Genomic DNA, 19,898 nt, shown 5'->3' with positions numbered 1-19,898 from the left:
GCCGCGGTGTCGGGGACGCCCTCGAACTCCGCGGGGTTCGTCCCGCCGCGGGTCTCGGGAGTGTCGATCCCGAGCAGCCGGACGGTGTCGAAGGTCCCGTTGTCGTACCGGATCTCGACGGTGTCGCCGTCGACGACGCGGGTGACCGTGGCGTCGACGGTGTCGCTCCCTGCCGGGACGGCGTCGCCGGGCGCGGCTGGCGTCTGTGGCCCGCCCGAGAGACAGCCGGCGAGGGCGGCCAGGGCCAGCACGGCGACGAGCAGTGAACACCGACGGTCCATCGTGTGTCCGGTGGCCGGGGAGACCCAAAGCTCTAGCGTCGGGACACGAGATTGATGTGGGAGGGCGGTGCAGTGACGGACGATGCCCTCCAAGCTCCGCGACCCTCGCGTCATCGCCGCCGTCGGTGGGATCGTCTACGCGACCGTCGTGTTCGCGTGGCTGCGCGCGAACGGCGTGTACTGGGCGACCGACGACGTGGCCGCGACCGCCTTTGGCGTCGGCTACGCCCTCGTTGGCCTCTTCCTGATCGGTGCCGTCCCGCTGTACCTGCTCGTCCGACTGTCACTGGTCACGCCGGCCGCCGCGACCCTCTGGGTGCTCGGCGATACGGTGTATCAGTGGGCCTACGGCACGCACCTGCATCCGCTCAGTTCGTACCTCGTCGTCTGGCCGCTCCTGCTGGGGTTCGCACTCCTCCCCGGCCTCGCGGAGGCACTCGTCCGGTACGGGACCGATCGGTTCGTCGACCGGGGCGGACTGGGACCGCTCGTCTAGGGGACGAGCAACAGGACCACCGCGAGCGCGATGAACACGACCTTCAGCGTCGTGTTGACCGCGATCACCTTCGAGCCGAAGTCGGCCCCCCAGATGCCGTACTGGAACGGGATCGAGCGCTTGAACGTCGAGACGGCGAAGGAGACGATCCCGCCGACGAGCATCGTCGCGACGGCCTGACGAGGGGTGAAGGTCCCGTTCTCGATCAGCGGCGCGAGGACGATCGAGCCGTTGGTGGTGTCGATGGTGTAGACCGCGACGACGCCGACGGCGGCGCTTGGCAGGCCGACGGCGCTCGTGAACGCGCCGACGCTCTCGGACAGCGACGGGACGACGCTGGCCGCGCCCGACTCGCTCAGGGCACCGACCAGCGTCACCAGCGCGGGGATCTCGCGCCAGGCGACGAGGACGGCGACGATCGCGTAGATGACCAGCAGACGTGGCAGGATGTCCCGGAGCTTCTCGGCGGTCGACGCCGCCGCGTCCCGAAACTTCTCGTGGGCGGTGTCGTTCTCCTCGGTCGGGTCCTCCACCTCGGGCATCCGGCTGCGGTCGACGTTGCGGTTCGAGAGGAGGAGTGCGCCTGCGAGAATGCCTACGAGCGTAATCGCCAGCGAGATACCGGCGCGAGCGCCGACGTACAGCAGTCCCACCCGGAGCCCGAGGATCGGGATCAAGACGGGCGCGTAGAAGGTGAAGATGTGCTGGGCGAAGCCGAAGAACGTGTTGATGGTGACGGCCACCAGCGTCGCGCGGTCGTCCAGCACGCCCGACTCGCGAAACTCCGCGAGCATCCCGTAGCCCGCCGTCGGCGAGGCCGTCGTCGCCAGGATCGCGGTGCCGACCTCGCGGGGGAGGTTCGCCGGCTCGGTGAGGTACTTCGAGAGCGTCGCGATGTACTCGACGATCCCGAAAGCGACGGCGAGATCGGCGAGGAACACGCCCAGCGCCAGCGTGACGGCGATGGTCCCCACCCGCGGGAGCACCGTCCCCCAGAGCAGATCGACGACCGGACCGACCGACTGGAGGGCGACGTGTGGCTGCACGGGCGGTGCTGGGGACCTGACGAGCAAAGGCGCGTCGGTCCCGGCCGATCACGCCACGACCCGGTAGACCCCGAACAGCACCAACACGCCCAGCACGTCACAGACGTTGGTGACGACCGGCACGACCACGTCGTCGGGGTCCAGACGGTAGCGGTAGGCCGCGTAGGTCGTGACCACGGTGACGACGACGGCCAGCACCGACAGCACGAGGCCACTCAGGAGCGCGATCAGGACCACGGTGCCCAGTGTGAGCCCCGTCTCGCCGACCACGGCGGTCAGCCCCCACGCGCCGGCCCCGACCAGCGGGAACACCGTCAGCGAGAGCCCGATCGTCGCGACGGCGTTGCCCGCGAGGCGGTCGTCGGTCGGCGAAAAGGAGAGCAGGCCGAGGTGAAGCGCCGTCGAGAGCCGGGCGGCCAGCACGCTGCCGAGATTGCCGCCCATCCCGATGGTCACCGGGACGAGCAGGAGCAGCGACGGCGCGGCCAGCAGCGTCGCCTCGAAGGACTCCAGGACGAGTCCACTGACCAGTTCGATCGCGGTCAACACGCACAGCAGCGGGAGCATCGTCCGCACGATGGCGGACACCGACCACTCGGCCGATCCCTCGACCATCTCAGCCACCCCCGACGGCGAGCACGACCCGTGCGGCCACGAGCATCGTCGCGATGCCGACCACGTCGCCCGTCGTCGTCACGACCGGGCCGGCGAGCGTGTCGGGGTTGAGTCCGCGACGGTAGCCGACGACGACGACCGTGACGACGGCCACCGTCAGCAACAGTCCCGACAGGAGACCGGCGAGCAACGAGATCGCGACGAGCGTCGCGAGGCCGGCCGACTCGCTGCCCAGGACACGCAACACGACGACGCCCAGCACGGCCGCGAAGCCACTGACGAGAACGCCGTTCGCCAGCGCGGCGGCGATCGCGGCGTTGAGCCGCTCGTCGCCGAAGCCGAGCGTGGGTTCGATGACACCCTGGTGGAGCGCAGAGCCGAGCCGCGCGCCCAGCGAGCCGTAGACGTTGCCCCGCGTCGCGAGCAGTGCCGGCACCAGGACCAGGAGACCGGGGACGGCCGCGAGTTCTGCCTCCATCCCCACCAGGACGAGCCCGGCGAACAGGCCGCCGATCGCACTCAACACCAGCACCGGGATCGTCTCCCGGTAGGCCGCCGCGGCGATCTCGCGGACCGTCATTGACGACGGAACGACCGGACAGTCCAAAAAGGGGGTGCATCGCTGCGCGTCGCGGGCCGACAACGTGAGTTGTCACTTGCCGCGGAGAGCGAAGCGGCCGGCGGGTGTGTCTGCGTGCAATCGACCGCCACTCGCATAACGTTTATCTGTCATTTCGACCATAGAGTTTTCAAACAGGCGTTAGTACCGACCCAGTGTACATCATGAAAAATGGTGATGCTGACGACGGCAGCACAGCCGACGAGTCGACCACCGAGTCCGACCCCCGCCCGGACGGCGGCGTCGCGACCGAGGACGGCGTGGCGTACCTGGACGCTGAAGTCAACATCTTCAGTCCGTCGACGCCGTTCATGCGCGACCACCTGCGGATCATCTGGTCGGGCTTCGTCGCGTGGCTGCTCATCGTGTTCGGCCCGGTCTCGCTGACGCCGATCATCCCCGGCGTGATGACGGCACCCATCCCGGTCATCGGGTTCCCGCTGCACTACTTCCTGGTCGGGATCGGCGCGCCAGTCGGCGCGTTGCTCCTGTCGATCTGGTACGCTCGCAAGCGTGACGCGCTCGACGAGGAGTACGGGATCAGCCACGAGACCGAGCCCGAACCGGAGACGGAGGTCGCGACCGCGGCCGACGGAGGGACCGCCGAATGAGCGGCCTCCTCCTCCAGTCGGGCCTGCTCCCGGAGGGACTCGAAATCTCGTTCAAGCTCATCCCCGGGATCATGGTCACGGCCATGCTCTTGCTCTTTCTGGCGGTCGGCTACGTGTTCAAGGTGGCAGACACCGAGGGCATGTGGGTCGCCGGCCGCTCGATCGGCAACGTCGAGAACGGGATGGCAATCGGCGCGAACTGGATGTCTGCGGCCTCCTACCTCGGGATGGCCGCGACGATCGCGCTGTTTGGCTTCTACGGATTGGCCTTCGTCGTCGGCTGGTCGACGGGCTACTTCATCCTCCTGATCTTCATGGCCGCCCAGATGCGCCGGTTCGGGAAGTACACCGCACCGGACTTCGTCGGTGACCGCTTCAACTCCGACGGCGCACGCGCGATGGCGGCCGTGACGACCTTTTTGATCGGGTTCGTCTACGCCATCGGGCAGGCCCGCGGGATGGGACTGGTCGGCCTGTACATCTTCGGCGACATCGGCATCCCCGGCCTCTCGGGGTACCAGTCGATGGTCGTGTTGATGATGGCGATCACGGTGGGCTACCTCACGCTGTCGGGCATGCTGGGCGCGACCAAGAACATGACCGTCCAGTTCGTCATCCTCATCGTCGCGTTCCTGGCCGGCCTCTACGCGGTCGGGTACACCCAGGGGTACTCGACGGTGTTGCCCCAGCTGGAGTACGGTCGGTTGATCGGCGCGCTCAGCGCCGAGTTCAGCGAGCCGTTCACCACCGAGAGCTACTACACGTGGATCGCGACGGCGTTCACGCTCGTGGTCGGGACCTGTGGCTTGCCACACGTGCTGGTGCGGTTCTACACGGTCGAGAGCGAGCGGACGGCCCGCTGGTCGACAGTCTGGGGCCTCTTTTTCATCTGCCTGCTGTACCTGAGCGCGCCGGCCTTCGCCGCCTTCGGGACCGACCTCTACGCCAAGGAGATCGGTGCCGTCTACGGCGATCCCGGCATGTCCAGTGCCGCGGGCGACGTGATCGTCGTGCTGGCGACCCAGCTCGCGGGGCTACCCGAGTGGTTCGTCGGCCTCGTCGCCTCGGGCGGGATCGCCGCCGCCATCGCGACGACCGCCGGCCTGTTCATCGCCGGCTCGTCGGCCATCTCCCACGACATCTACAAGGGCATGATCAACCCCGACGCGACCCAGCGCCAGCAGGTGCTGGTCGGTCGCCTCAGCATCGTCGCGCTGGGCGTCATCACGACGCTGGCCGCGCTCGACCCGGCCGCGCCGATCGCCGCGCTGGTGACCTACGCCTTCTCGCTGGCGGGCTCCGTGCTCTTCCCGATGTTCTTCCTCGGCCTCTGGTGGGAGAACACGAACCGACAGGGCGCGCTGGCCGGGATGTCGACCGGGCTCGTCATCTGGCTCGTCCCGATGATCAACGAGGTCGTCCCGAGCTACGGCATCCTCGCGGGTGCCGCCGGCTCCGACGGCGTGCTGTCGGCGGCCCTCGCACAGTGGCTCCCGGCGATCGGCTCGGCGCTGGTCGCCGCGCCGGTGGTGTTCGTCGTCACGATCGCCGTCTCGCTGGTCACCGACGAACCGCCACTGGAGACCAAACGGATGGTCCGCCAGTGTCACAGCCCGGAGCCGATGGGACAACAGCAGACGGCCGAAGAGGTCGTCAGCGGTGCGGAAACGCCAGGTGATGACTGATGTACGACAACATTCTCGTCCCGACAGACGGTAGCGACACGGCCGAGAGCGCGGTCGAGCACGCGATCGACATCGCCGCGAAGTACGACGCGACGCTGCACGCGCTCTACGTCGTCGACATCGACGCGACCAACTACTCGCTGGGCACCGAACAGATCGACCGCATCCGTCGGGGCGACCTCGACGAGATGACGGAAGTCACCGACGAGGCCGAGAACGCCACCGGCTACGTCGTCGACCGGGCGGCCGAGCACGGCCTGACCGTCGAGGAACACGTCACGGCCGGCCAGCCGGCCCGAGCGATCCGACAGTTCGTCGAGGACAACGACATCGACCTCGTCGTGATGGGATCGCACGGCCGGTCGGGGCTCTCGCGGGTCGTCCTGGGCAGCGTCGCCGAGAAGGTGCTGCGCCGGACTCGCCTGCCGGTGCTGGTCGTCGACGCACACGGGGAGGGCGACGAGGCCTGATGGGCGTCCTCGAAACGATCGGCAAACACGTCCAGGAACACCGCTCTGGCATGCTGGTCGACCTGGCCTTCGCGGTGATCTGGGTCACGGCCGTGACCCTGCTGTTCGACCTGCTTGCCGGCCCACAGTGGGCCTACTACCTCACGATGGGGGCCGGCGTCCTCGCCTACTACGGCTTCTTCTGGTCGCTCGCGGCGGCCAGGAGTGAGGGCGAGACGGACTGACCGCCCGAAAACGGAATCGCTTTTTTCGAACGGGACGTAAATCGCCCCATGGCGCGGCCGTTGTTCGTGCAGTCGCCGTACCTCCGCGTTCTCTTCGGGACGGCGTGCCTGCTGGCACTGCGGGAGGCCGTCGCCCGGTGGCTCTGGGACGCCGACACCGACATCCCCGTCGAGCGTGGCTCCTTCGGCGTCCTCTGGGCGGCGACGACGGTCGGGACCGCCCTCGCCGTGGGCGTCCCCTTCACCGGCGTCGGCTCGCTGGGCGCGCCCGTCCTCGCCTTCTGGCTCGGGATCGCCACCATGCTCGCGGGCTTTGGCCTGCGGCTCGTGGCGATGCTGGCGCTTGGCGAGCAGTTCAGTCACCGCGTCGCCGTCAAAGACAACCACACCGTCGTCGAGTGGGGTCCGTACCGGTGGGTGCGCCATCCCTCCTACACCGGCGCGGTCGTGACCTACCTCGGGATCGGCCTCGTCACCGGCAACGCCGTGAGCGTCCTCGCGGCGCTGGGCGGTGCACTGATCGGGTTCAGCCATCGGATCACCGTCGAGGAGCGCGCGCTCCGTGAACGACTCGAAGGCTACGAGAACTACGTCGAACGGACGCCCTACCGGCTGATTCCGGGCGTGTGGTGAGAAAAACTCAGTCGCCGAAGGGACCGCCACCGCCGCCCATCCCGCCCATGCCGCCGCCGGGGCCGCCGCCCTGCTGTTGCATCTGCTGCATCATCCGTTCCATGTCGCCCTCGCCCATGCCCTGGAACTGGTTGAGCATCTGGTCCATCTGCTTGTGCTGCTGGAGCAGTTCGCGGATGCGCTCCTCGGGTTTGCCCGACCCGCGGGCGATGCGCTCGGTGCGAGACTGGCCGACGACGCGGGGGTTCTCCAGTTCCTCTTCGGTCATCGAGTCCATGATGACCTCGAAGTCCCGCATCCGTTCCTGAGTCACGTCCATGGCGTCGTCGGGCAGCTGGTCCATGAGCCCGCCGCCCAGCCCGGGGATCATGTCCATCACCTGATCCAGCGGCCCCATGTTGTTCATCGCCTCCATCTGCTTGCGCATGTCCTTCAGCGTGAAGGAGCCCTCCATCATGTCCTCGGGCTCCCACTCGCCCTCCTCTTCGCCGGTCTCCTCCATGGCGCGCTCGACGCGCTCGGTGAGCTGCTTCAGGTCGCCCATGCCCAGCAGCCGGGAGATAAAGCCCGACGGCTCGAAGCGCTCGATGTCCTTGACGGTCTCGCCGGTCCCGAGGAAGGCGATGGTGGAGTCGGTCTGGTCGACCGCGGCCAGCGCGCCCCCACCTTTCGCCGTGCCGTCGAGTTTCGTGATCGTGACGCCGTCGATGCCGATGGCGTCCTCGAACTCCTGGGCCTGGTCCTTCGCGGACTGCCCCATCGCGGCGTCGATCACCAGCAGGTTCCGGTCGGGCTCGACCGCCGCGCCGATACGTTCGATCTGCTCGATCAGTTCCTCGTTCAGCCCGTCACGACCGGCCGTGTCGACGATGCGCACGTCGGCGTCTTCGGTGGCTGCCAGCCCGTCGCGGGCGATCTTCACGGGATCGTCGGCGTCCTCGTCGCCGTAGAACTCCACCTCCGCGCGCTCGGCCATCTGCTTGGACTGGTCGTACGCGCCGGGCCGGTCGGTGTCGGTCTGGATGATCGCCGGCCGGAGCCCCTTCTTCGAGAACCACCACGCCATCTTTGCCGCGGTCGTGGTCTTCCCCGACCCGTAGAGGCCGGCGAGCATGATCGTCTGGTTCTCCAGTGGGATCTCGGTGGATTCGCCGACCAGATCGACCAGTTCCTCGTAGACGATGCGCAAGACCCAGTCCCGCGGGGTCGTGCCGGCGGGCGGTTCCTCGTCCAGCGCCCGCGACTCGATGTTGTCCGATAGCTCCTGGACCAGCCCCACGTCCACGTCCGCCTGCAGCAGCGACCGCTGGATCTCCTTGACGATGCCCTCGATGTCCTCCTCGGAGATGCGGGACTTGCCACGGAGATCGTCGAGCGTCCCCCGCAGGGAACTGCCCAGATCGTCGAGTACCATTTGACGGAGATACGCGACCCCGTCGTTAAAGCCTTTGTCTGCTGGGACGAGCCCTCGGCAGTTCCACAGCACTTATATCAGTCGAATTCGGGGCGGAAATATGCCGGCTGAATCGCCGCCCTCGGAGCGAAGGCAGAGCCTCGTCGCGGCCCTCCAGTGGGGACTGTGCTGCTCGTTCGTCGTCGACAGTGCCGCGAGTGCGGTCAGGAACTACTACAGGGCGACCTCCGAGGCCTTCCTGCCGCCCCAGTGGGTGTTCGTCCTTCAGTTAGCGACGTTCCCTGCACTGCTCGTCGGCGGTGTCGCCGGGTACTCGTGGCTGCGGACCGACCGTGGGATAACGACCACCGACGCCCACCAGCGGCGGATACGGTTCACCGGCGCCCTCTTCGCCGGTTGGGCGCTCGCGATCGTCCCGACACTGCTCTACCAGAGTGTACTCGGTGACGGACTGTACACCGTGCCGTGGTTTCTGCTGCCGTCCCTGACCTCCCTGTTCGTCCTTTTGATCGCTGACGTGCTGGGCTATCGAACCGATCCCGGGTGGTACGAACAGTACCGGAACGTACTTCTCGGTGCTGTCCAGGGCGCTCTCGTTGGACTCTGTCTCGGGCTCGTCGGGTTCGCGATCTACACGGAGTACCTGCTGCGCTCTCCTGCTCGGAACGTCAGCGTTGACGCTGGGCCGGCGACGATCGGTCTCGCAGTGGCCGGCGCGGCAGTCTGTGCAGGCCTGAACGCTCGGTACGACGGCGGGGACCGGGCCTCAGAGTTCGTCACGCTGCTCGTCCTGTCCGTGTTCGGGCTCTCTCTGGCAACAGTACCGGCACTGTTCGTCCTCAGTGCCGTCGGAATCCCCTTCGGAGCGGCCGGCGGGCTCGTCTATCCCGGTCTGTCGACCGTTTGCGCGCTACTCCTCGCCACTATTCTGGCCTATCGGGTCCGGACGAACGTGTATCGACGGCTGACGGGCCAGTGAGTCGTGCCGTCACCCGAGCATCACCGGCGACTGTGGTAATTACCCAGCAAATTTATTCGGGCACATCGTCAATCGATAGGCATGTCCAACACCACGGAGGACGAGACGACGGTCAACGACAGTTACTCCGTGACGGTGCCGGCGAGCGTCCGGGACGAACTCGGACTGGAAGCTGGCGACAGACTCCGCTGGCGTGTCACGGACGACGGCGAATTGAGCGTCGAGATCGTCGAACGCCGTCGCGGGGCGTTCTCGGATCTCGATCCCGTCGAAGCCGAGGAACCCACAGACGCCGCCGCCGACCACGACGCAGTCGCCGGAGACTACTGATGGCGACTGCACTCGTCGACTCGAACGTCCTCATCGCGGCCCGGATCGCGAACGACCAGCACCACGAGGACGGGCGCGCGATCAGGGCGGCCATCGAGACCGGGACCCTGCCGACGGGACGAATCCCGGAACACACCCTCACGGAGACGCTGAACTACCTGCACACGCGGGTCGGCAACGAGACCGCGATCGAAACGCTCGACGCGCTCCAGGCGAGCACAGACTTCGAACTCGACGAGACGACCAGGACCGACTTCGACGGTGGTCGCTCACTGTTCCGACAGTACGACGGACTCTCGCTGACGGACGCGATACTCGTGGCCTACATGCGACGGACCGGCATCGAATACGTCTACAGCTTCGACGACGACTTCGACGCTGTGGACGAACTCACCCGTCTCGACACACCACACGATCCACACAGCTAACTCATGTACCACCAGATCGACCCCGACGAGATCGACGCGACGCCGGACTACCCCTGTGACCGACGAGCGGTCTCCGACCAGGCGGACACGTCGCTGCTCCACCTCGCCCGGTACACCATGGCCCCCGGCGAGCAACTACCCCGCGTCTACCACGCACACCGCCAGCGCGAGGAGGCCTTCGTCGTGCTCTCGGGGACGCTCCACGTCGAGACGCCCGAAGAAGCGTTCGTCGTCCCGGAAGGCGAGGTGTTCGTGGCCGAGCCCGAGAGCCCCCACCGGGCGTACAACCCCGCCGAGGCCGACGGCGACGTGACCGTGATGGGGACGGGCGCGCCCAAGACCGATCCGGCGATCCCCTACGACGACGCGGAGTGAAGCGTCTGCGATTCTCAGATCCGGCGGGCAAAGAGATGGGCTTTAGTCACCGCCCCACGCAGCCTCGCCCATGACGAACAAACAGGCAGTCGTGGACAGCATCGTCAACAGCGGCGTCACCGCAGTCATGCGCGACATCCCCGAAGACGACATCGTCGACGTGGCCGAAGCGATCCACGCGGGCGGCGTGACGGCGCTGGAACTGACCGCCGACGCCAAGCGCTGCAGCGAGATGATCGCGAAGGTCGACCGCGCGCTCGAAGGGACGGATGCGGTCATCGGCGCGGGCACCGTGATGGACGCCGCCGCGGCGCGCAACGTCATCGAGGCCGGCGCGGAGTTCGTGCTGGCCCCGAACCTCAACGAGGAGGTCATCGAGGTCTGTAATCGCGAGAGCGTCGTCGCCATCCCCGGCGTCATGACCCCCACCGAGGCCGACGCGGCGATGGCCGCCGGGGCGGACATCCTGAAGATGTTCCCCGCCAAGACCGTCGGCCCGAGCCACATCGGCGCACTCCAGGGCCCGCTCGGTGACGTGCCGATCATGCCGACCGGCGGCGTCTCGGCCGACAACGTCGCCGACTACTTCGATGCCGGTGCGGTCGCGGTCGGTGCCGGCTCTGCGCTGGTGAACTACGAGGCCATCGAGGCCGGCGACATGGACGGCGTCCGCGAACAGGCCGCGGAGTTCGTCCAGGCCGTCGAGGACGCGCGGAACTGATCGGCGACAGTTCGCGTCGGAGATCGCGAAAAACGGAGACGCGTACTCAGGTGTCGAGCAGTCGATCGACGACTTCCTCCGGATCGAACCGTTCGAGATCGTCGTACTCCTGGCCGGTGCCCAGGAAGAGGATCGGTTTCCCGGTGACGTGTGCGATCGAGATCGCCGCCCCGCCCTGGGGATCGGCGTCGGCTTTCGTCAACACCGCGCCGTCGATCTCGGCGGCCTCGTCGAACTCGCGAGCCCGGTTGACGGCGTCCTGTCCCGCGACTGCCTCGTCGACGAAGACGGTCATGTCCGGATCGATCACGCGGTCGATCTTCTCCAGTTGGGCCATCAGGTCGTCCGAGGTGTGAAGCCGCCCCGCGGTGTCGCCAAGCACTACGTCGGTGTCGTTCGCCTCGGCATACTCGACGGCGTCGTAGATCACCGCTGCGGGATCGGACCCCTGCTCGTGGGAGATCAGCGTCCGGCCGAGGTTGTCGGCGTGCTTCTGAAGTTGCTCGTTCGCACCCGCACGGTAGGTGTCGCCGTTCGCGAGCACGGTCGAGAGCCCCTGCCGTTCGAGTCGCTCCGAGAGCTTGGCGATCGTCGTCGTCTTTCCGACGCCGTTGACGCCGGTGAAGATGATGACGACGGGCTTGTCGGCCTCCCGAATCCGCTGCTCGAAGTCGAACTGCCCGACGCTGATCACGTCGTACAGCGACTCGCGGAGCGCGTCGCGGACGAGATTCCCCGTACTGGAGAGACGACGACGCGTCTCGCCGACGAGGTTCTCCTCGACGCCCGAGAGGATCTCTCCGGCGACGCCCATCTCCACGTCGCTTGAGAGCAGAGCAAGCTCCAGATCGTCGAGGTGGCCCTGGAGGTCCTCCTCGTCGATGATCGACTTGCCCGACGCGAAGATCTTGGCTTTCTCGGTCAGGCCGCGACCGTCGTCGTCCGACGCATCGTCCGCGTCGGCTGCCTGAGCGTCCGCTGTGTCCGCGTCTGCCGAGAGAGCGGCGTCCGTCTGTTCGGCATCGCTCTCGGGAGCCGCGCTGTCTGCCTCGGCAGCGTCTTCCTCGATGGCCTCCTGTGCCTCGTCGTCGACGTCTTCCTCGACGTCGGAGGTGAAGCTACCGAGCTTGTCTTTCAGTCCGTCGAACATCGGCCCCTTACTCGTCGTCGCCTTCTTCCTGCTGTTGCATCATCTGCTGCATCTGCTGTTGTTGCATCTGCTGGGCCTGCTGTTGCATCTTCTCGGCCTCGGTTTCGAGCTCGGCGATGTCGGATTCGAGGTCCTCGATGCGGTCGTCGATGGTGTCTTTCTTCGTCTCGAGGCTGTCGATGGCACCGGCTTCCGCGCGCTCTGCGGCGTAGCCGCCACCGAGCGAGACGATGACCTCGTCGATGTCCTGGATCTCGGCACGGAGGTAGGCGTCGCCACCCAGCGGGACCTGCACCGTGTCGCCGCTGTCGAGCGTCTCGATGGCCTCGATGGCCTCGTCGATCTCGGTCTGCTCGTTGCGCAGGGACTCGATCTCCTCTTCGATGGCTTCCTGCTCCTGTTCGATCTGCTCGATCTCCTGTTGAATCTGCTGCATCTGGCCGCCGCCACCGCCGCCACCGCCCATCATTGTGCCACCTCGCTGATCTCGACCTGTGTGCGCTTGAGGCCGTGCTCCGAGCCGAAGGCGGCGAACGCTCGGTCTCGCGCGACGTTCTCGTTCGGTGCTTCGACCGTCTTCTCGAAGTCTTGTGGGCCGTCGCGGGATTCGAACGTCCCGGTGACCGTGAATTCACTCATGACTCTGGATGCGGCGGGGATAGGGAAGTATCTTCTCCTTGCGCGACAGCGAACGGGCGTCGCCGATCGATTCGCGCCCAGCGTACGGCGTTCGTCGATACTGGTAGTACGTACGAGAACTGTGTGGCGAGAGCGCCACCGAGAGAACACGGAACGAATCGCCGACGACGGGAAACTAGTCGATGTAGCCAAGTGCGTCTTCGATCCGACCCAACTCTGGACCGGACGTGTCGTTGCCGACGACGTAGCCGTTGGTGTTTGCCAGCAGGCCAGAGCCCACCAGCGGTCCGCCGTAGTTGATCGTCCCGATGTCGGCGGGCACGCCCAGGAGCGCTTCGAGGGCGTCGAGCTCCGGGTCGGTCGCCTTGGGGTGACAGAGGACGCCGCGGTTCGTCGCGACGGCGGCGGTCCCGACGGTCTCGACGTCTGCGAGCGTCCCGCGCTCGACCGGCACGTCGAGTGCGTCCTCGACGACCGAGACGGCGTCGTCCGAGAGATTCGCGTGGACGTACGCACCGGTATCGTTACAGAGTACTACGTTCCCGGCGGCGTTGATCCGGCCGGGGAGTTCGTAGACCGGGATGTCGACGGCGTCGGTGATCCGGTCGACCTCGCGGTCGCGGACGCGACTGGAGACGAGGAGCCCGTTCTCGTTGCCGGTCGCGAGTGCGCCGACGGTGCCGGAGCCGCCGACGTTGGTCGGGACGACCGGCACGTCGAGTTCGGCACCGAGTGCGTCCTGTAGCGGCTGCTCGATGTCGGGGCGAACCAGCAGACAGTCGTCCGTCGCCCGTGCGAAGACACCGACGTACGACGAACCCGAGAAGGCCGCGCGGAGCAAGATTTACTCTGCAGTCTCGGCTTCCACGACGCTCTCGCCCTCTTCGTCGAATCGGGCGGCGCGTACGCGGAGCTTGCTCGGCGGGTTCGACCGACCGCGTTCCCAGATCGCTTCGTTGATCGATGGGTCCAGGCGGACGGCGTCCTCGTCGACGGCGAAGTGCTTCGCGAGGTGTTCGCGGACGATGGACATCGCCTTGTCTGCTTTCTTGTGGTTCGCTTCGGCGTCTGCGTCGCGGAGCGGAACGGTGACGACCCGTTCCTCGAAGTCGTTAGCGCTCATTATTCGTCAGTGTTGCCTCGCCGCCAGTTGCGACGCTTGTGGTTGCGCTGGACATCGCGGTCGGTCTTGAGCATGACCCACGCGGGGATGCGGCTGTTCTGGCGGTCGAGCTTTGCCAGGCGCTTCTTCTGGGCTTTCGATTTGTTGCTCATGATGTGCGTCCCTTCCGCGCCGTAGCTTAAATGTGTGTTCTTTTCGGTCAGCGTTGGCAGCACCGTCGACGACCACGGCGCTGTGGCGGGAGTTATCAGAGATGGAAACTGGCCAGACAGTATTATGCTGTTGTGATCGTGATAGTATCAGTAATGAAAAGGCGGAGCTTTCTGCGGTCTGCCGGCGTCGCAGTGTCGCTCGGAGCCACCGGTTGTCTGGGGCTGGGCGGAGAAGCGATCGTGAGCGTTCAAAAGAGCATCCGCGTCGAGCCCGGTAGCGGCTGGGTCGAGACGATCCCGGACGTGTCCGACACCGGCGGTGCCGTCTCGTACACGGTCCGATCGGACGATCGGCGCTTCGACGTGTATCTGTTCGTGGGCGAAGACCAGTACGAGCACTACGACGCGTACGTCAAAGACGAGGAGCCCACCGAGACCCCGAGCGGCCACGAGGAGTTCAGCAAGGCCGCGGTCCCGAAGTCGGACGACGGGTCGACCTACGAGGCGTCGACCCAGAACGGCGCACGGGAGTCACTCGACGTGGCCGGCCCCTACTACTTCGTCGTCGACCACTCGAACTATCGGATGGAGAACCGCGTCGACGAGTACGGGGAGACCCTCAGTGCGTTCGTCGACCTCGAAGTCGTCAAGAATCGCATCTAGGCGGCGGCCACTCCGAAATCGCGTCCCCCGCTGTCGTGGGTCGACCGGGCAAACGGCGACAACAGTTCGTCTCAGACGAACGCCAGTGGCACCATCAGGAGAATACCGGCAGCCGCACCGGTGACGAGTTCTCTCCGACCGCCGTCGGGGAGATCACGCCCGTATTCGAGGGCTTCCGGAACGAACTCCGTGACGACGAGATACACCATCGCCCCGGCTGCGAAGCCGAAGCCAAAGGGGAGAAACTCCTGTGCCAGTCGGACGAACGCGAAGGCGATGACCGCACCGATGGGCTGGGGCAGCGACGAGAAGACGGCCCACCATACCATCTTCCACTCGCTGACCCCAAGGGTCCGCAGCGGGATCGAGATGGCGACGCCCTCGGGGACGTTGTGGATCGAGATGGCGACAGTCATGAACACCGCGAGCACCGGGAGTCCGAGGCCGAGGACGGTGACAGTCTCAGCGCCGGCCAGCCCCAGTTCCGCGAAGCTCACGCCGACGGCGACACCCTCCGGGAAGCTGTGGATCGTCAACACCCCGAGGATGAGGACGAGCTTCTTGAAGTCCGCTTCCTCGAACGTTTCGGGATGATGGTCGTAGGAGTCGACGACGCGGTGACCGACGACCACGAGCACGACCCCCGCCAGCAGTCCGGGCACCAGCAGGATCGACGAGCCGTAGGCAAGCCCCTCTCGGACGAGTCCGAACAGCGACGCCGAGACCATGATCCCGGACGCGACGCCCCACAGCGCGACGTTCCAGCGATCGCTGAAGTCGTCGACGACGAAAAACGGGATCGCACCGAGCCCCGTGGCCAGCGCCGTAATCAGTCCAGCGACGAAGACCAACACGAGATTCTCGACGAGAGCCATATCGACCCTTGCAGATACGACGGGATAAAAACTATCACTAATCCGATGTTTTTGGGAGCCCTAAATCGGGGGACGGGGAAGTCCTAGTACACCTTCGATTGTCACATCGTCCTTGTACTGGCGGGCACCGGTATAACACATCGAACTGTTCTAACCACCTTTTGGGGAACGTTTATACAGGAATTAGTGGAATTCAGAAACATGTCTACGGTGAAGTCAGGAGATAGTGGGAAGACGTTCGTTATCGAGAATGCGGTCGGCGACGACGGCTCGGTGACGGTCCGGGAGACCGGCACGACTACCACCCACCACGTGGTCGACTACGCCGACGCGCTGGTCCGCGAGAAGCTGGCGGCGCGGCCGGTCGGCACCACGGTCCGGCTCGCACTCGCGCCGGCCGACTCGGCGGGCGAAGAGTGGATCGCGACTCGGATCAAACCGGGCGCACCGCTCGGGCTGGGTCCCTGATCGGCCGGTCACGACAGCGGCACCGACGCGACCGTCGAGTACAGCGCCCCCGCGTCGGTGCGGACGCTCTCGGTCAGTCTGATTTCCTCGATGTGGCGCGTGCCCACAGTCGGATTGCGCTCGCGAACGAGCTCCTGGACCAGTTCCTTGTCTCCGGCGTGGTTCATCCGGGCGAGCGTGACGTGTGGCGTGAACTCGTGGTCGGACGGTTCGAACCCCATCGCGGTGGTCCGGTCCTCGATCGCGTCGTGGAGGCGGGTCAGCTGCTCGCTGCCGTCCTCGACGCCCAGCCACACGACCTCGATGTAGTCCAGACTCGGGAAGACGCCGAGCCCCTCGAAGCCGGCGGTGAACGGATCGACGCCGCTGTCGGCGACGGCGGCGTGTAGCTCCTCGACGAGTTCCTCGACACGGTGGGACTCCGTCTCTCCGAGAAACTGCAGGGTGACGTGGGCCTGCTCCGGGTCGACGTGGTTCAGGCCGCTGGCGTCGACGAAGGGTTCCTGGACCGTGGCGACCGCCTCGGACAGCCCGTCCAGTCCGACGCTGACGAACAGTCGCTTGCTCATACGGAACGGTCGGGCGTCGCTGACTTGAGTCTTCCACAACCACTATTTCGCCCGGCGCACAGAGACCGATATGGAAGACGTTGTCGCCCTGCAACGGACTGTCCGGCGCTGTACGGCGGTCGTCGTGGTCGCGGTGGGACTCCTGGTCGGTGCTGTCAGTCCGGGAAACGTCCCCATCGCCGCGCTCCTCGTCGTCGGCGGTCTCCTGTACCTCGGTGTGAGTGCCGTCTACGTTCCGGCAGACGCCGTCGAGTCAGACGCGACCGCCGCGGACGGCGAGTGACGTAGCCCTTAACCATCCTGACCGCCAACCCCGGTGTATGACTGATCGAGAGCGCGACGACCACGAGTTCTCCTCGGGGCAGGGGTTCGACGAGCCCTACGAAGGGTTCGACATCGATCCGCCCGAGCTGGCCGTCGACACGGACAAGGTCGATCCCGTCGACTCCCGAGTCGTCACCGACATCCTCGACGAGCAGAACGTCCCGACCGACGCAGTCGACGCCGAGGAACTGCTCGACGTGGGCGTCTCGTACGTCCACATCAACCGCCACGAACAGGCCGCCGAGACCTTCGAACGAGCCGCTCGCTTCGCCGACGACGAGCGGATCGAACAGGAGGCCTGGACCAACAAGGGCGCGGCCCACGCCGAGATGGAAGAGTGGGACGCCGCCATCGGTGCCTACCGGGAAGCCCTCAACGTCGAAGAAGAGAGCGACGCTGGCGGTGCCCTCGGGGACGACGCGCCGAGCGCGAGCAACGAGCACGCGGCCACGGCCGAGACGAACCTCGCGTACGCGCTGTGGGAGTCCGGGCGGACCGAACAGGCGCTCGAACACGCCGAGCGAGCGGTCGAGATCGACCCGCGCTTCGCCGAAGCCTGGTATAACCGCGGCTTCTTCCTGCTTGAGCGTGGGCTGGCCGAGGACGCCGTCGACGCCTTCGACAACGCCACCCGCCTCGGCTTTCGCAACCCCGACATCCTCGAAGAGAAGGCCCGCGCACTGGAGGAGATGGAAGAGTACGAGCGCGCCGAGAAACTGGTCGAGGAAGCCGAAGAGATGCGCGAAGAGGCCGAACAAGAACTGCTCGAATGATCCTCAACGAACGCGAGACCGACGAAGGGACGCTGGTCTCCGTGTGCGATCCCGACATCATCGGCGAGACCTTCGACGACGGCGATATCTCGCTGACCGTCGACGAGGGATTCTACGACGGCGAGGAAGTCGACGAGCAGACCGTCCTCGACAGCCTCTCGCAGTGTACCGTCGCCAACCTCGTTGGCACCGAGACCGTCACGCTGGCGGTCGAACACGGGTTCATCGACGAGGAGAACGTGCTGGACATCGACGGGACGCGCCACGCACAACTGCTCTGGATGTGACGCAGGGATCGTCGAGTGGGTGATCGACGGCGGCTCGTACTGGTGGCCGTCCGTCTGGTCGTCATGCGCGTCCGGAATCAGGACGCCTCGAAACAGTGACGACCGGCGGGAGCGACCTGGCAACGAGCCGACGAACCGAAGGAAAGTTCCCCGTCCGAGCCTACGCTATAGGTAATGAGCCACAGTGAGACAGAGGCCCTCGACGTCGAGTCCATCCGGGACGAGTTCCCCATCCTCGACCGAGAGTTCGACGGAACGCCGCTCGTGTACCTCGACAACGCGGCGACGAGCCAGACGCCCGACCAGGTCATCGACTCGATCAGCCACTACTACCGACACTACAACGCCAACGTCCACCGCGGCCTCCACCAGCTGAGCCAGGAGGCCTCGATCGCCTACGAGGAGGCCCACGACCGGGTCGCGGAGTTCATCGGGGCCAGCGGCGGGCGCAAAGAGGTCGTGTTCACGAAGAACACGACGGAGTCGGTGAACACGGTCGCCTACGCGTGGGGGCTGGCAGAGCTGGGGCCGGGCGACGAGGTCGTCCTCACGGAGATGGAGCACCACGCCGCGCTCGTGACCTGGCAACAGATCGCCAAGAAGACCGGTGCGACGGTGAAGTTCGTCGAGGTCGACGAGGACGGACGCCTCGACATGGACCACGCTCGCGAGCTGATCACCGACGACACCGAGATGGTCAGCGTCGTCCACGTCTCGAACACGCTGGGGACCGTCAACCCCGTCGCCGAGCTGGCCGACGTCGCCCACGACCACGACTCGCTGATCTTCGTCGACGGGGCGCAGTCGGTGCCACACATGCCCGTCGACGTGGAGGCCATCGACGCGGACTTCTTCGCCTTTTCGGGCCACAAGATGTGTGGTCCGACCGGCGTCGGCGTCCTCTACGGCAAAGAGCACCTGCTCGACGCGATGCAGCCGTACCTCTACGGAGGCATGATGATCGAGAAGGTCTCGTTCGAGGACTCGACGTGGCACGAACTCCCCTGGAAGTTCGAGGCCGGCACGCCGGTCATCAGCGAGGGGATCGCACTCGCCGAAGCCTGTGACTACCTCGACGAGATCGGGATGGAGCGCGTCCACCGCCACGGCACGGAGCTGGCGTCGTACGCCTACGACCGCCTCCAGGCGTTCGACGACGTCGAGATTCTGGGGCCGGGCGGCGACGAACGGGCCGCGCTGGTCTCGTTCACGCTCGACGACATTCACGCCCACGACGTCTCGGAGATTCTCAACGCCAACGGCGTCGCCGTCCGCGCGGGCGACCACTGTACGCAGCCGCTACACGACAAGCTCGGCGTCTCCGCGTCGACGCGGGCCTCCTTCTACATCTATAACACGCGCGAGGAGGTCGACGCGCTGGTCGACGCACTCGATCAGGCCCGCGAACTGTTCGCTTGACATCCTCCTCCGCGTGAACGCGGAGGAATCCCGAGCGGTGGGAGTTTCAGGTCTGGAGTCCAATCACCGGACTCCCAGTCCTTTCGGGCACGGGTAGTCCCACAGTGTCGGACTGGTGGACTGCTGGCCATGCCAAGTGGCCGTTACCCCTATCCTCGACCGTATATGGCGTCCCGGTGTTGTTTTTGCCACAGGGACGCCAGTAGGCGTCAGCAGAGTCGGGGGTACCTTCTGACTCGCTTTGAGCAGTCGGCACAGACACACTCTGCTGGAATGTGCGTTCACCGACTCCCCTTTCGGATACTGTCTCATTGCGTGGGTGGACAGGCCACCTCCGAAGGACGGTTCGGAATCCGCTCCGTTCCGACCGATTCCTCCCTACTGATAAGGTTTCCTGTCGCTTAAACACCAGTATTCTGAAACTCAGAATGCTGTCGAACGTGGATACTTTCCCCAAGTGACGGCGCGTATCCACGGCGTGAACGCCGTGGTATTGCGCCTGTTCAGCGTATAACCGACGGGCGTCCGC

General features: G+C 66.1%; 30 protein-coding genes. 17 read left to right on the top strand and 13 right to left on the bottom strand.

Annotation, left to right across the window (positions count from 1 at the left end):
• On the bottom strand, positions 1-281 hold a 281-nt coding region (locus tag IL252_RS09545; RefSeq protein WP_369334726.1), incomplete at its 3' end, for a thermonuclease family protein.
• Between the two features lie 82 nt (positions 282-363).
• Between IL252_RS09545 and IL252_RS09540 the strand changes: the two genes are divergently transcribed.
• Complete coding sequence (locus IL252_RS09540) at positions 364-777, top strand: hypothetical protein (RefSeq protein WP_208627803.1); 414 nt, start codon at positions 364-366, stop codon at positions 775-777.
• On the opposite strand, the gene IL252_RS09535 is transcribed toward IL252_RS09540, so the two are convergent.
• The 3 genes from IL252_RS09535 to IL252_RS09525 are packed head-to-tail and all read right to left on the bottom strand — an operon-like array spanning position 774 to position 3,018.
• Positions 774-1,823: a nucleoside recognition protein gene (locus IL252_RS09535; RefSeq protein WP_208627802.1), complete on the bottom strand. Its 1,050-nt coding sequence runs from the start codon at positions 1,821-1,823 to the stop codon at positions 774-776. The genes IL252_RS09540 and IL252_RS09535 overlap by 4 nt on opposite strands.
• Positions 1,824-1,871: 48 nt before the next feature.
• Complete coding sequence (locus tag IL252_RS09530) at positions 1,872-2,438, bottom strand: magnesium transporter (protein WP_208627801.1); 567 nt, start codon at positions 2,436-2,438, stop codon at positions 1,872-1,874.
• Position 2,439: 1 nt separating this feature from the next.
• On the bottom strand, positions 2,440-3,018 hold the full coding sequence (locus IL252_RS09525; protein ID WP_208627800.1) for a magnesium transporter: 579 nt from the start codon (positions 3,016-3,018) through the stop codon (positions 2,440-2,442).
• Positions 3,019-3,221: 203 nt separating this feature from the next.
• Between IL252_RS09525 and IL252_RS09520 the strand changes: the two genes are divergently transcribed.
• The 5 genes from IL252_RS09520 to IL252_RS09500 are packed head-to-tail and all read left to right on the top strand — an operon-like array spanning position 3,222 to position 6,680.
• Positions 3,222-3,668: a DUF4212 domain-containing protein gene (locus IL252_RS09520; RefSeq protein ID WP_170095335.1), complete on the top strand. Its 447-nt coding sequence runs from the start codon at positions 3,222-3,224 to the stop codon at positions 3,666-3,668.
• Positions 3,665-5,353, top strand: a complete 1,689-nt coding sequence (locus IL252_RS09515; RefSeq protein ID WP_208627799.1) for a cation acetate symporter — start codon at positions 3,665-3,667, stop codon at positions 5,351-5,353. Before IL252_RS09520 ends, IL252_RS09515 begins: the two co-directional genes overlap by 4 nt.
• Positions 5,353-5,823: a universal stress protein gene (locus IL252_RS09510; protein WP_208627798.1), complete on the top strand. Its 471-nt coding sequence runs from the start codon at positions 5,353-5,355 to the stop codon at positions 5,821-5,823. The genes IL252_RS09515 and IL252_RS09510 overlap by 1 nt, the downstream gene beginning before the upstream one ends.
• Positions 5,823-6,047 (top strand): hypothetical protein, encoded by a 225-nt coding sequence (locus IL252_RS09505; RefSeq protein ID WP_208627797.1) that lies wholly within the window; start codon positions 5,823-5,825, stop codon positions 6,045-6,047. The genes IL252_RS09510 and IL252_RS09505 overlap by 1 nt, the downstream gene beginning before the upstream one ends.
• 48 nt (positions 6,048-6,095) lie before the next feature.
• Positions 6,096-6,680 (top strand): isoprenylcysteine carboxylmethyltransferase family protein, encoded by a 585-nt coding sequence (locus IL252_RS09500; protein WP_208627796.1) that lies wholly within the window; start codon positions 6,096-6,098, stop codon positions 6,678-6,680.
• Between the two features lie 7 nt (positions 6,681-6,687).
• Here IL252_RS09500 and IL252_RS09495 read toward each other — a convergent pair whose 3' ends face one another.
• Entirely contained in the window at positions 6,688-8,094 is a 1,407-nt protein-coding gene (locus IL252_RS09495; protein ID WP_208627795.1) for a signal recognition particle protein Srp54, read from the bottom strand.
• A 100-nt stretch (positions 8,095-8,194) separates the two neighbouring features.
• Here IL252_RS09495 and IL252_RS09490 point away from each other — a divergent pair, with 100 nt between their 5' ends.
• The 5 genes from IL252_RS09490 (at position 8,195) to IL252_RS09470 (ending at position 10,927) form a co-directional block, all read left to right on the top strand.
• On the top strand, positions 8,195-9,073 hold the full coding sequence (locus IL252_RS09490) for a hypothetical protein (RefSeq protein ID WP_208627794.1): 879 nt from the start codon (positions 8,195-8,197) through the stop codon (positions 9,071-9,073).
• Between the two features lie 81 nt (positions 9,074-9,154).
• Positions 9,155-9,403, top strand: coding sequence for an AbrB/MazE/SpoVT family DNA-binding domain-containing protein (locus IL252_RS09485; protein ID WP_153552382.1), 249 nt, complete (start codon positions 9,155-9,157; stop codon positions 9,401-9,403).
• The gene (locus IL252_RS09480; RefSeq protein ID WP_208627793.1) at positions 9,403-9,831 is read left to right on the top strand and encodes a type II toxin-antitoxin system VapC family toxin; all 429 of its coding nucleotides are present in this window, start codon (positions 9,403-9,405) and stop codon (positions 9,829-9,831) included. Before IL252_RS09485 ends, IL252_RS09480 begins: the two co-directional genes overlap by 1 nt.
• A gap of 3 nt (positions 9,832-9,834) precedes the next feature.
• Positions 9,835-10,206 carry a cupin domain-containing protein gene (locus IL252_RS09475; protein WP_208627792.1) on the top strand — a complete coding sequence of 124 codons (372 nt, stop codon included), beginning with the start codon at positions 9,835-9,837 and terminating at the stop codon, positions 10,204-10,206.
• A 70-nt stretch (positions 10,207-10,276) separates the two neighbouring features.
• Entirely contained in the window at positions 10,277-10,927 is a 651-nt protein-coding gene (locus tag IL252_RS09470; RefSeq protein ID WP_208627791.1) for a bifunctional 4-hydroxy-2-oxoglutarate aldolase/2-dehydro-3-deoxy-phosphogluconate aldolase, read from the top strand.
• A 46-nt stretch (positions 10,928-10,973) separates the two neighbouring features.
• Here IL252_RS09470 and ftsY read toward each other — a convergent pair whose 3' ends face one another.
• The 6 genes from ftsY to IL252_RS09440 form a co-directional block, all read right to left on the bottom strand.
• Complete coding sequence (ftsY, locus tag IL252_RS09465) at positions 10,974-12,077, bottom strand: signal recognition particle-docking protein FtsY (RefSeq protein WP_208627790.1); 1,104 nt, start codon at positions 12,075-12,077, stop codon at positions 10,974-10,976.
• Positions 12,078-12,084: 7 nt separating this feature from the next.
• On the bottom strand, positions 12,085-12,546 hold the full coding sequence (pfdA, locus tag IL252_RS09460) for a prefoldin subunit alpha (protein WP_170093403.1): 462 nt from the start codon (positions 12,544-12,546) through the stop codon (positions 12,085-12,087).
• Positions 12,543-12,716: a 50S ribosomal protein L18Ae gene (gene rpl18a / locus IL252_RS09455; RefSeq protein ID WP_170093402.1), complete on the bottom strand. Its 174-nt coding sequence runs from the start codon at positions 12,714-12,716 to the stop codon at positions 12,543-12,545. The genes pfdA and rpl18a overlap by 4 nt, the downstream gene beginning before the upstream one ends.
• 175 nt (positions 12,717-12,891) lie before the next feature.
• The gene (locus tag IL252_RS09450) at positions 12,892-13,557 is read right to left on the bottom strand and encodes a translation initiation factor IF-6 (RefSeq protein WP_208627789.1); all 666 of its coding nucleotides are present in this window, start codon (positions 13,555-13,557) and stop codon (positions 12,892-12,894) included.
• Between the two features lie 3 nt (positions 13,558-13,560).
• The gene (locus IL252_RS09445) at positions 13,561-13,839 is read right to left on the bottom strand and encodes a 50S ribosomal protein L31e (RefSeq protein ID WP_153552375.1); all 279 of its coding nucleotides are present in this window, start codon (positions 13,837-13,839) and stop codon (positions 13,561-13,563) included.
• Positions 13,839-13,991: a 50S ribosomal protein L39e gene (locus tag IL252_RS09440; RefSeq protein ID WP_015762202.1), complete on the bottom strand. Its 153-nt coding sequence runs from the start codon at positions 13,989-13,991 to the stop codon at positions 13,839-13,841. The genes IL252_RS09445 and IL252_RS09440 overlap by 1 nt, the downstream gene beginning before the upstream one ends.
• A gap of 153 nt (positions 13,992-14,144) precedes the next feature.
• On the opposite strand from IL252_RS09440, the gene IL252_RS09435 reads away from it, so the two are divergent.
• Positions 14,145-14,654 (top strand): hypothetical protein, encoded by a 510-nt coding sequence (locus IL252_RS09435; protein ID WP_208627788.1) that lies wholly within the window; start codon positions 14,145-14,147, stop codon positions 14,652-14,654.
• Positions 14,655-14,725: 71 nt separating this feature from the next.
• Here the strand turns inward: IL252_RS09435 and IL252_RS09430 are convergent, their stop codons facing one another.
• Positions 14,726-15,529 carry a ZIP family metal transporter gene (locus IL252_RS09430; protein WP_153552373.1) on the bottom strand — a complete coding sequence of 268 codons (804 nt, stop codon included), beginning with the start codon at positions 15,527-15,529 and terminating at the stop codon, positions 14,726-14,728.
• A gap of 201 nt (positions 15,530-15,730) precedes the next feature.
• On the opposite strand from IL252_RS09430, the gene IL252_RS09425 reads away from it, so the two are divergent.
• On the top strand, positions 15,731-15,997 hold the full coding sequence (locus IL252_RS09425; RefSeq protein WP_208627787.1) for a hypothetical protein: 267 nt from the start codon (positions 15,731-15,733) through the stop codon (positions 15,995-15,997).
• 8 nt (positions 15,998-16,005) lie between these two features.
• Here IL252_RS09425 and thpR read toward each other — a convergent pair whose 3' ends face one another.
• Complete coding sequence (gene thpR / locus IL252_RS09420; RefSeq protein ID WP_208627786.1) at positions 16,006-16,566, bottom strand: RNA 2',3'-cyclic phosphodiesterase; 561 nt, start codon at positions 16,564-16,566, stop codon at positions 16,006-16,008.
• A gap of 70 nt (positions 16,567-16,636) precedes the next feature.
• Between thpR and IL252_RS09415 the strand changes: the two genes are divergently transcribed.
• The 4 genes from IL252_RS09415 (at position 16,637) to IL252_RS09400 (ending at position 19,369) form a co-directional block, all read left to right on the top strand.
• Entirely contained in the window at positions 16,637-16,849 is a 213-nt protein-coding gene (locus IL252_RS09415) for a hypothetical protein (protein ID WP_208627785.1), read from the top strand.
• Positions 16,850-16,886: 37 nt separating this feature from the next.
• Positions 16,887-17,663 (top strand): tetratricopeptide repeat protein, encoded by a 777-nt coding sequence (locus IL252_RS09410; protein WP_208627784.1) that lies wholly within the window; start codon positions 16,887-16,889, stop codon positions 17,661-17,663.
• Positions 17,660-17,950 (top strand): DUF424 domain-containing protein, encoded by a 291-nt coding sequence (locus IL252_RS09405; protein WP_153552368.1) that lies wholly within the window; start codon positions 17,660-17,662, stop codon positions 17,948-17,950. Before IL252_RS09410 ends, IL252_RS09405 begins: the two co-directional genes overlap by 4 nt.
• Positions 17,951-18,124: 174 nt before the next feature.
• A complete protein-coding gene (locus IL252_RS09400) occupies positions 18,125-19,369 on the top strand; it encodes an aminotransferase class V-fold PLP-dependent enzyme (protein WP_208627783.1) in 1,245 nt (414 codons plus the stop codon).
• Positions 19,370-19,898 lie beyond the last annotated feature (529 nt).

The sequence above is a fragment of the Halomicrobium sp. IBSBa genome, assembly GCF_017612575.1.
Lineage (GTDB): Archaea > Halobacteriota > Halobacteria > Halobacteriales > Haloarculaceae > Halomicrobium.
The sequence above is the reverse complement of the archived record's forward strand: the minus strand, read 5'-3'. Positions and strand labels throughout refer to the sequence as shown.

What these genes read in the sequence shown, in the direction of transcription:
- IL252_RS09540 (WP_208627803.1), top strand. Translation starts at nt 364, where the DNA reads ATGCCCTCCAAGCTCCGCGACCCTCGCGTCATCGCCGCCGTCGGTGGG.
- IL252_RS09530 (WP_208627801.1), bottom strand. Translation starts at nt 2,438, where the DNA reads ATGGTCGAGGGATCGGCCGAGTGGTCGGTGTCCGCCATCGTGCGGACG.
- IL252_RS09525 (WP_208627800.1), bottom strand. Translation starts at nt 3,018, where the DNA reads ATGACGGTCCGCGAGATCGCCGCGGCGGCCTACCGGGAGACGATCCCG.
- IL252_RS09520 (WP_170095335.1), top strand. Translation starts at nt 3,222, where the DNA reads ATGAAAAATGGTGATGCTGACGACGGCAGCACAGCCGACGAGTCGACC.
- IL252_RS09515 (WP_208627799.1), top strand. Translation starts at nt 3,665, where the DNA reads ATGAGCGGCCTCCTCCTCCAGTCGGGCCTGCTCCCGGAGGGACTCGAA.
- IL252_RS09510 (WP_208627798.1), top strand. Translation starts at nt 5,353, where the DNA reads ATGTACGACAACATTCTCGTCCCGACAGACGGTAGCGACACGGCCGAG.
- IL252_RS09505 (WP_208627797.1), top strand. Translation starts at nt 5,823, where the DNA reads ATGGGCGTCCTCGAAACGATCGGCAAACACGTCCAGGAACACCGCTCT.
- IL252_RS09500 (WP_208627796.1), top strand. Translation starts at nt 6,096, where the DNA reads ATGGCGCGGCCGTTGTTCGTGCAGTCGCCGTACCTCCGCGTTCTCTTC.
- IL252_RS09495 (WP_208627795.1), bottom strand. Translation starts at nt 8,094, where the DNA reads ATGGTACTCGACGATCTGGGCAGTTCCCTGCGGGGGACGCTCGACGAT.
- IL252_RS09490 (WP_208627794.1), top strand. Translation starts at nt 8,195, where the DNA reads ATGCCGGCTGAATCGCCGCCCTCGGAGCGAAGGCAGAGCCTCGTCGCG.
- IL252_RS09485 (WP_153552382.1), top strand. Translation starts at nt 9,155, where the DNA reads ATGTCCAACACCACGGAGGACGAGACGACGGTCAACGACAGTTACTCC.
- IL252_RS09480 (WP_208627793.1), top strand. Translation starts at nt 9,403, where the DNA reads ATGGCGACTGCACTCGTCGACTCGAACGTCCTCATCGCGGCCCGGATC.
- IL252_RS09475 (WP_208627792.1), top strand. Translation starts at nt 9,835, where the DNA reads ATGTACCACCAGATCGACCCCGACGAGATCGACGCGACGCCGGACTAC.
- IL252_RS09470 (WP_208627791.1), top strand. Translation starts at nt 10,277, where the DNA reads ATGACGAACAAACAGGCAGTCGTGGACAGCATCGTCAACAGCGGCGTC.
- ftsY (WP_208627790.1), bottom strand. Translation starts at nt 12,077, where the DNA reads ATGTTCGACGGACTGAAAGACAAGCTCGGTAGCTTCACCTCCGACGTC.
- pfdA (WP_170093403.1), bottom strand. Translation starts at nt 12,546, where the DNA reads ATGATGGGCGGTGGCGGCGGTGGCGGCGGCCAGATGCAGCAGATTCAA.
- rpl18a (WP_170093402.1), bottom strand. Translation starts at nt 12,716, where the DNA reads ATGAGTGAATTCACGGTCACCGGGACGTTCGAATCCCGCGACGGCCCA.
- IL252_RS09445 (WP_153552375.1), bottom strand. Translation starts at nt 13,839, where the DNA reads ATGAGCGCTAACGACTTCGAGGAACGGGTCGTCACCGTTCCGCTCCGC.
- IL252_RS09440 (WP_015762202.1), bottom strand. Translation starts at nt 13,991, where the DNA reads ATGAGCAACAAATCGAAAGCCCAGAAGAAGCGCCTGGCAAAGCTCGAC.
- IL252_RS09435 (WP_208627788.1), top strand. Translation starts at nt 14,145, where the DNA reads ATGAAAAGGCGGAGCTTTCTGCGGTCTGCCGGCGTCGCAGTGTCGCTC.
- IL252_RS09430 (WP_153552373.1), bottom strand. Translation starts at nt 15,529, where the DNA reads ATGGCTCTCGTCGAGAATCTCGTGTTGGTCTTCGTCGCTGGACTGATT.
- IL252_RS09425 (WP_208627787.1), top strand. Translation starts at nt 15,731, where the DNA reads ATGTCTACGGTGAAGTCAGGAGATAGTGGGAAGACGTTCGTTATCGAG.
- thpR (WP_208627786.1), bottom strand. Translation starts at nt 16,566, where the DNA reads ATGAGCAAGCGACTGTTCGTCAGCGTCGGACTGGACGGGCTGTCCGAG.
- IL252_RS09415 (WP_208627785.1), top strand. Translation starts at nt 16,637, where the DNA reads ATGGAAGACGTTGTCGCCCTGCAACGGACTGTCCGGCGCTGTACGGCG.
- IL252_RS09410 (WP_208627784.1), top strand. Translation starts at nt 16,887, where the DNA reads ATGACTGATCGAGAGCGCGACGACCACGAGTTCTCCTCGGGGCAGGGG.
- IL252_RS09405 (WP_153552368.1), top strand. Translation starts at nt 17,660, where the DNA reads ATGATCCTCAACGAACGCGAGACCGACGAAGGGACGCTGGTCTCCGTG.
- IL252_RS09400 (WP_208627783.1), top strand. Translation starts at nt 18,125, where the DNA reads ATGAGCCACAGTGAGACAGAGGCCCTCGACGTCGAGTCCATCCGGGAC.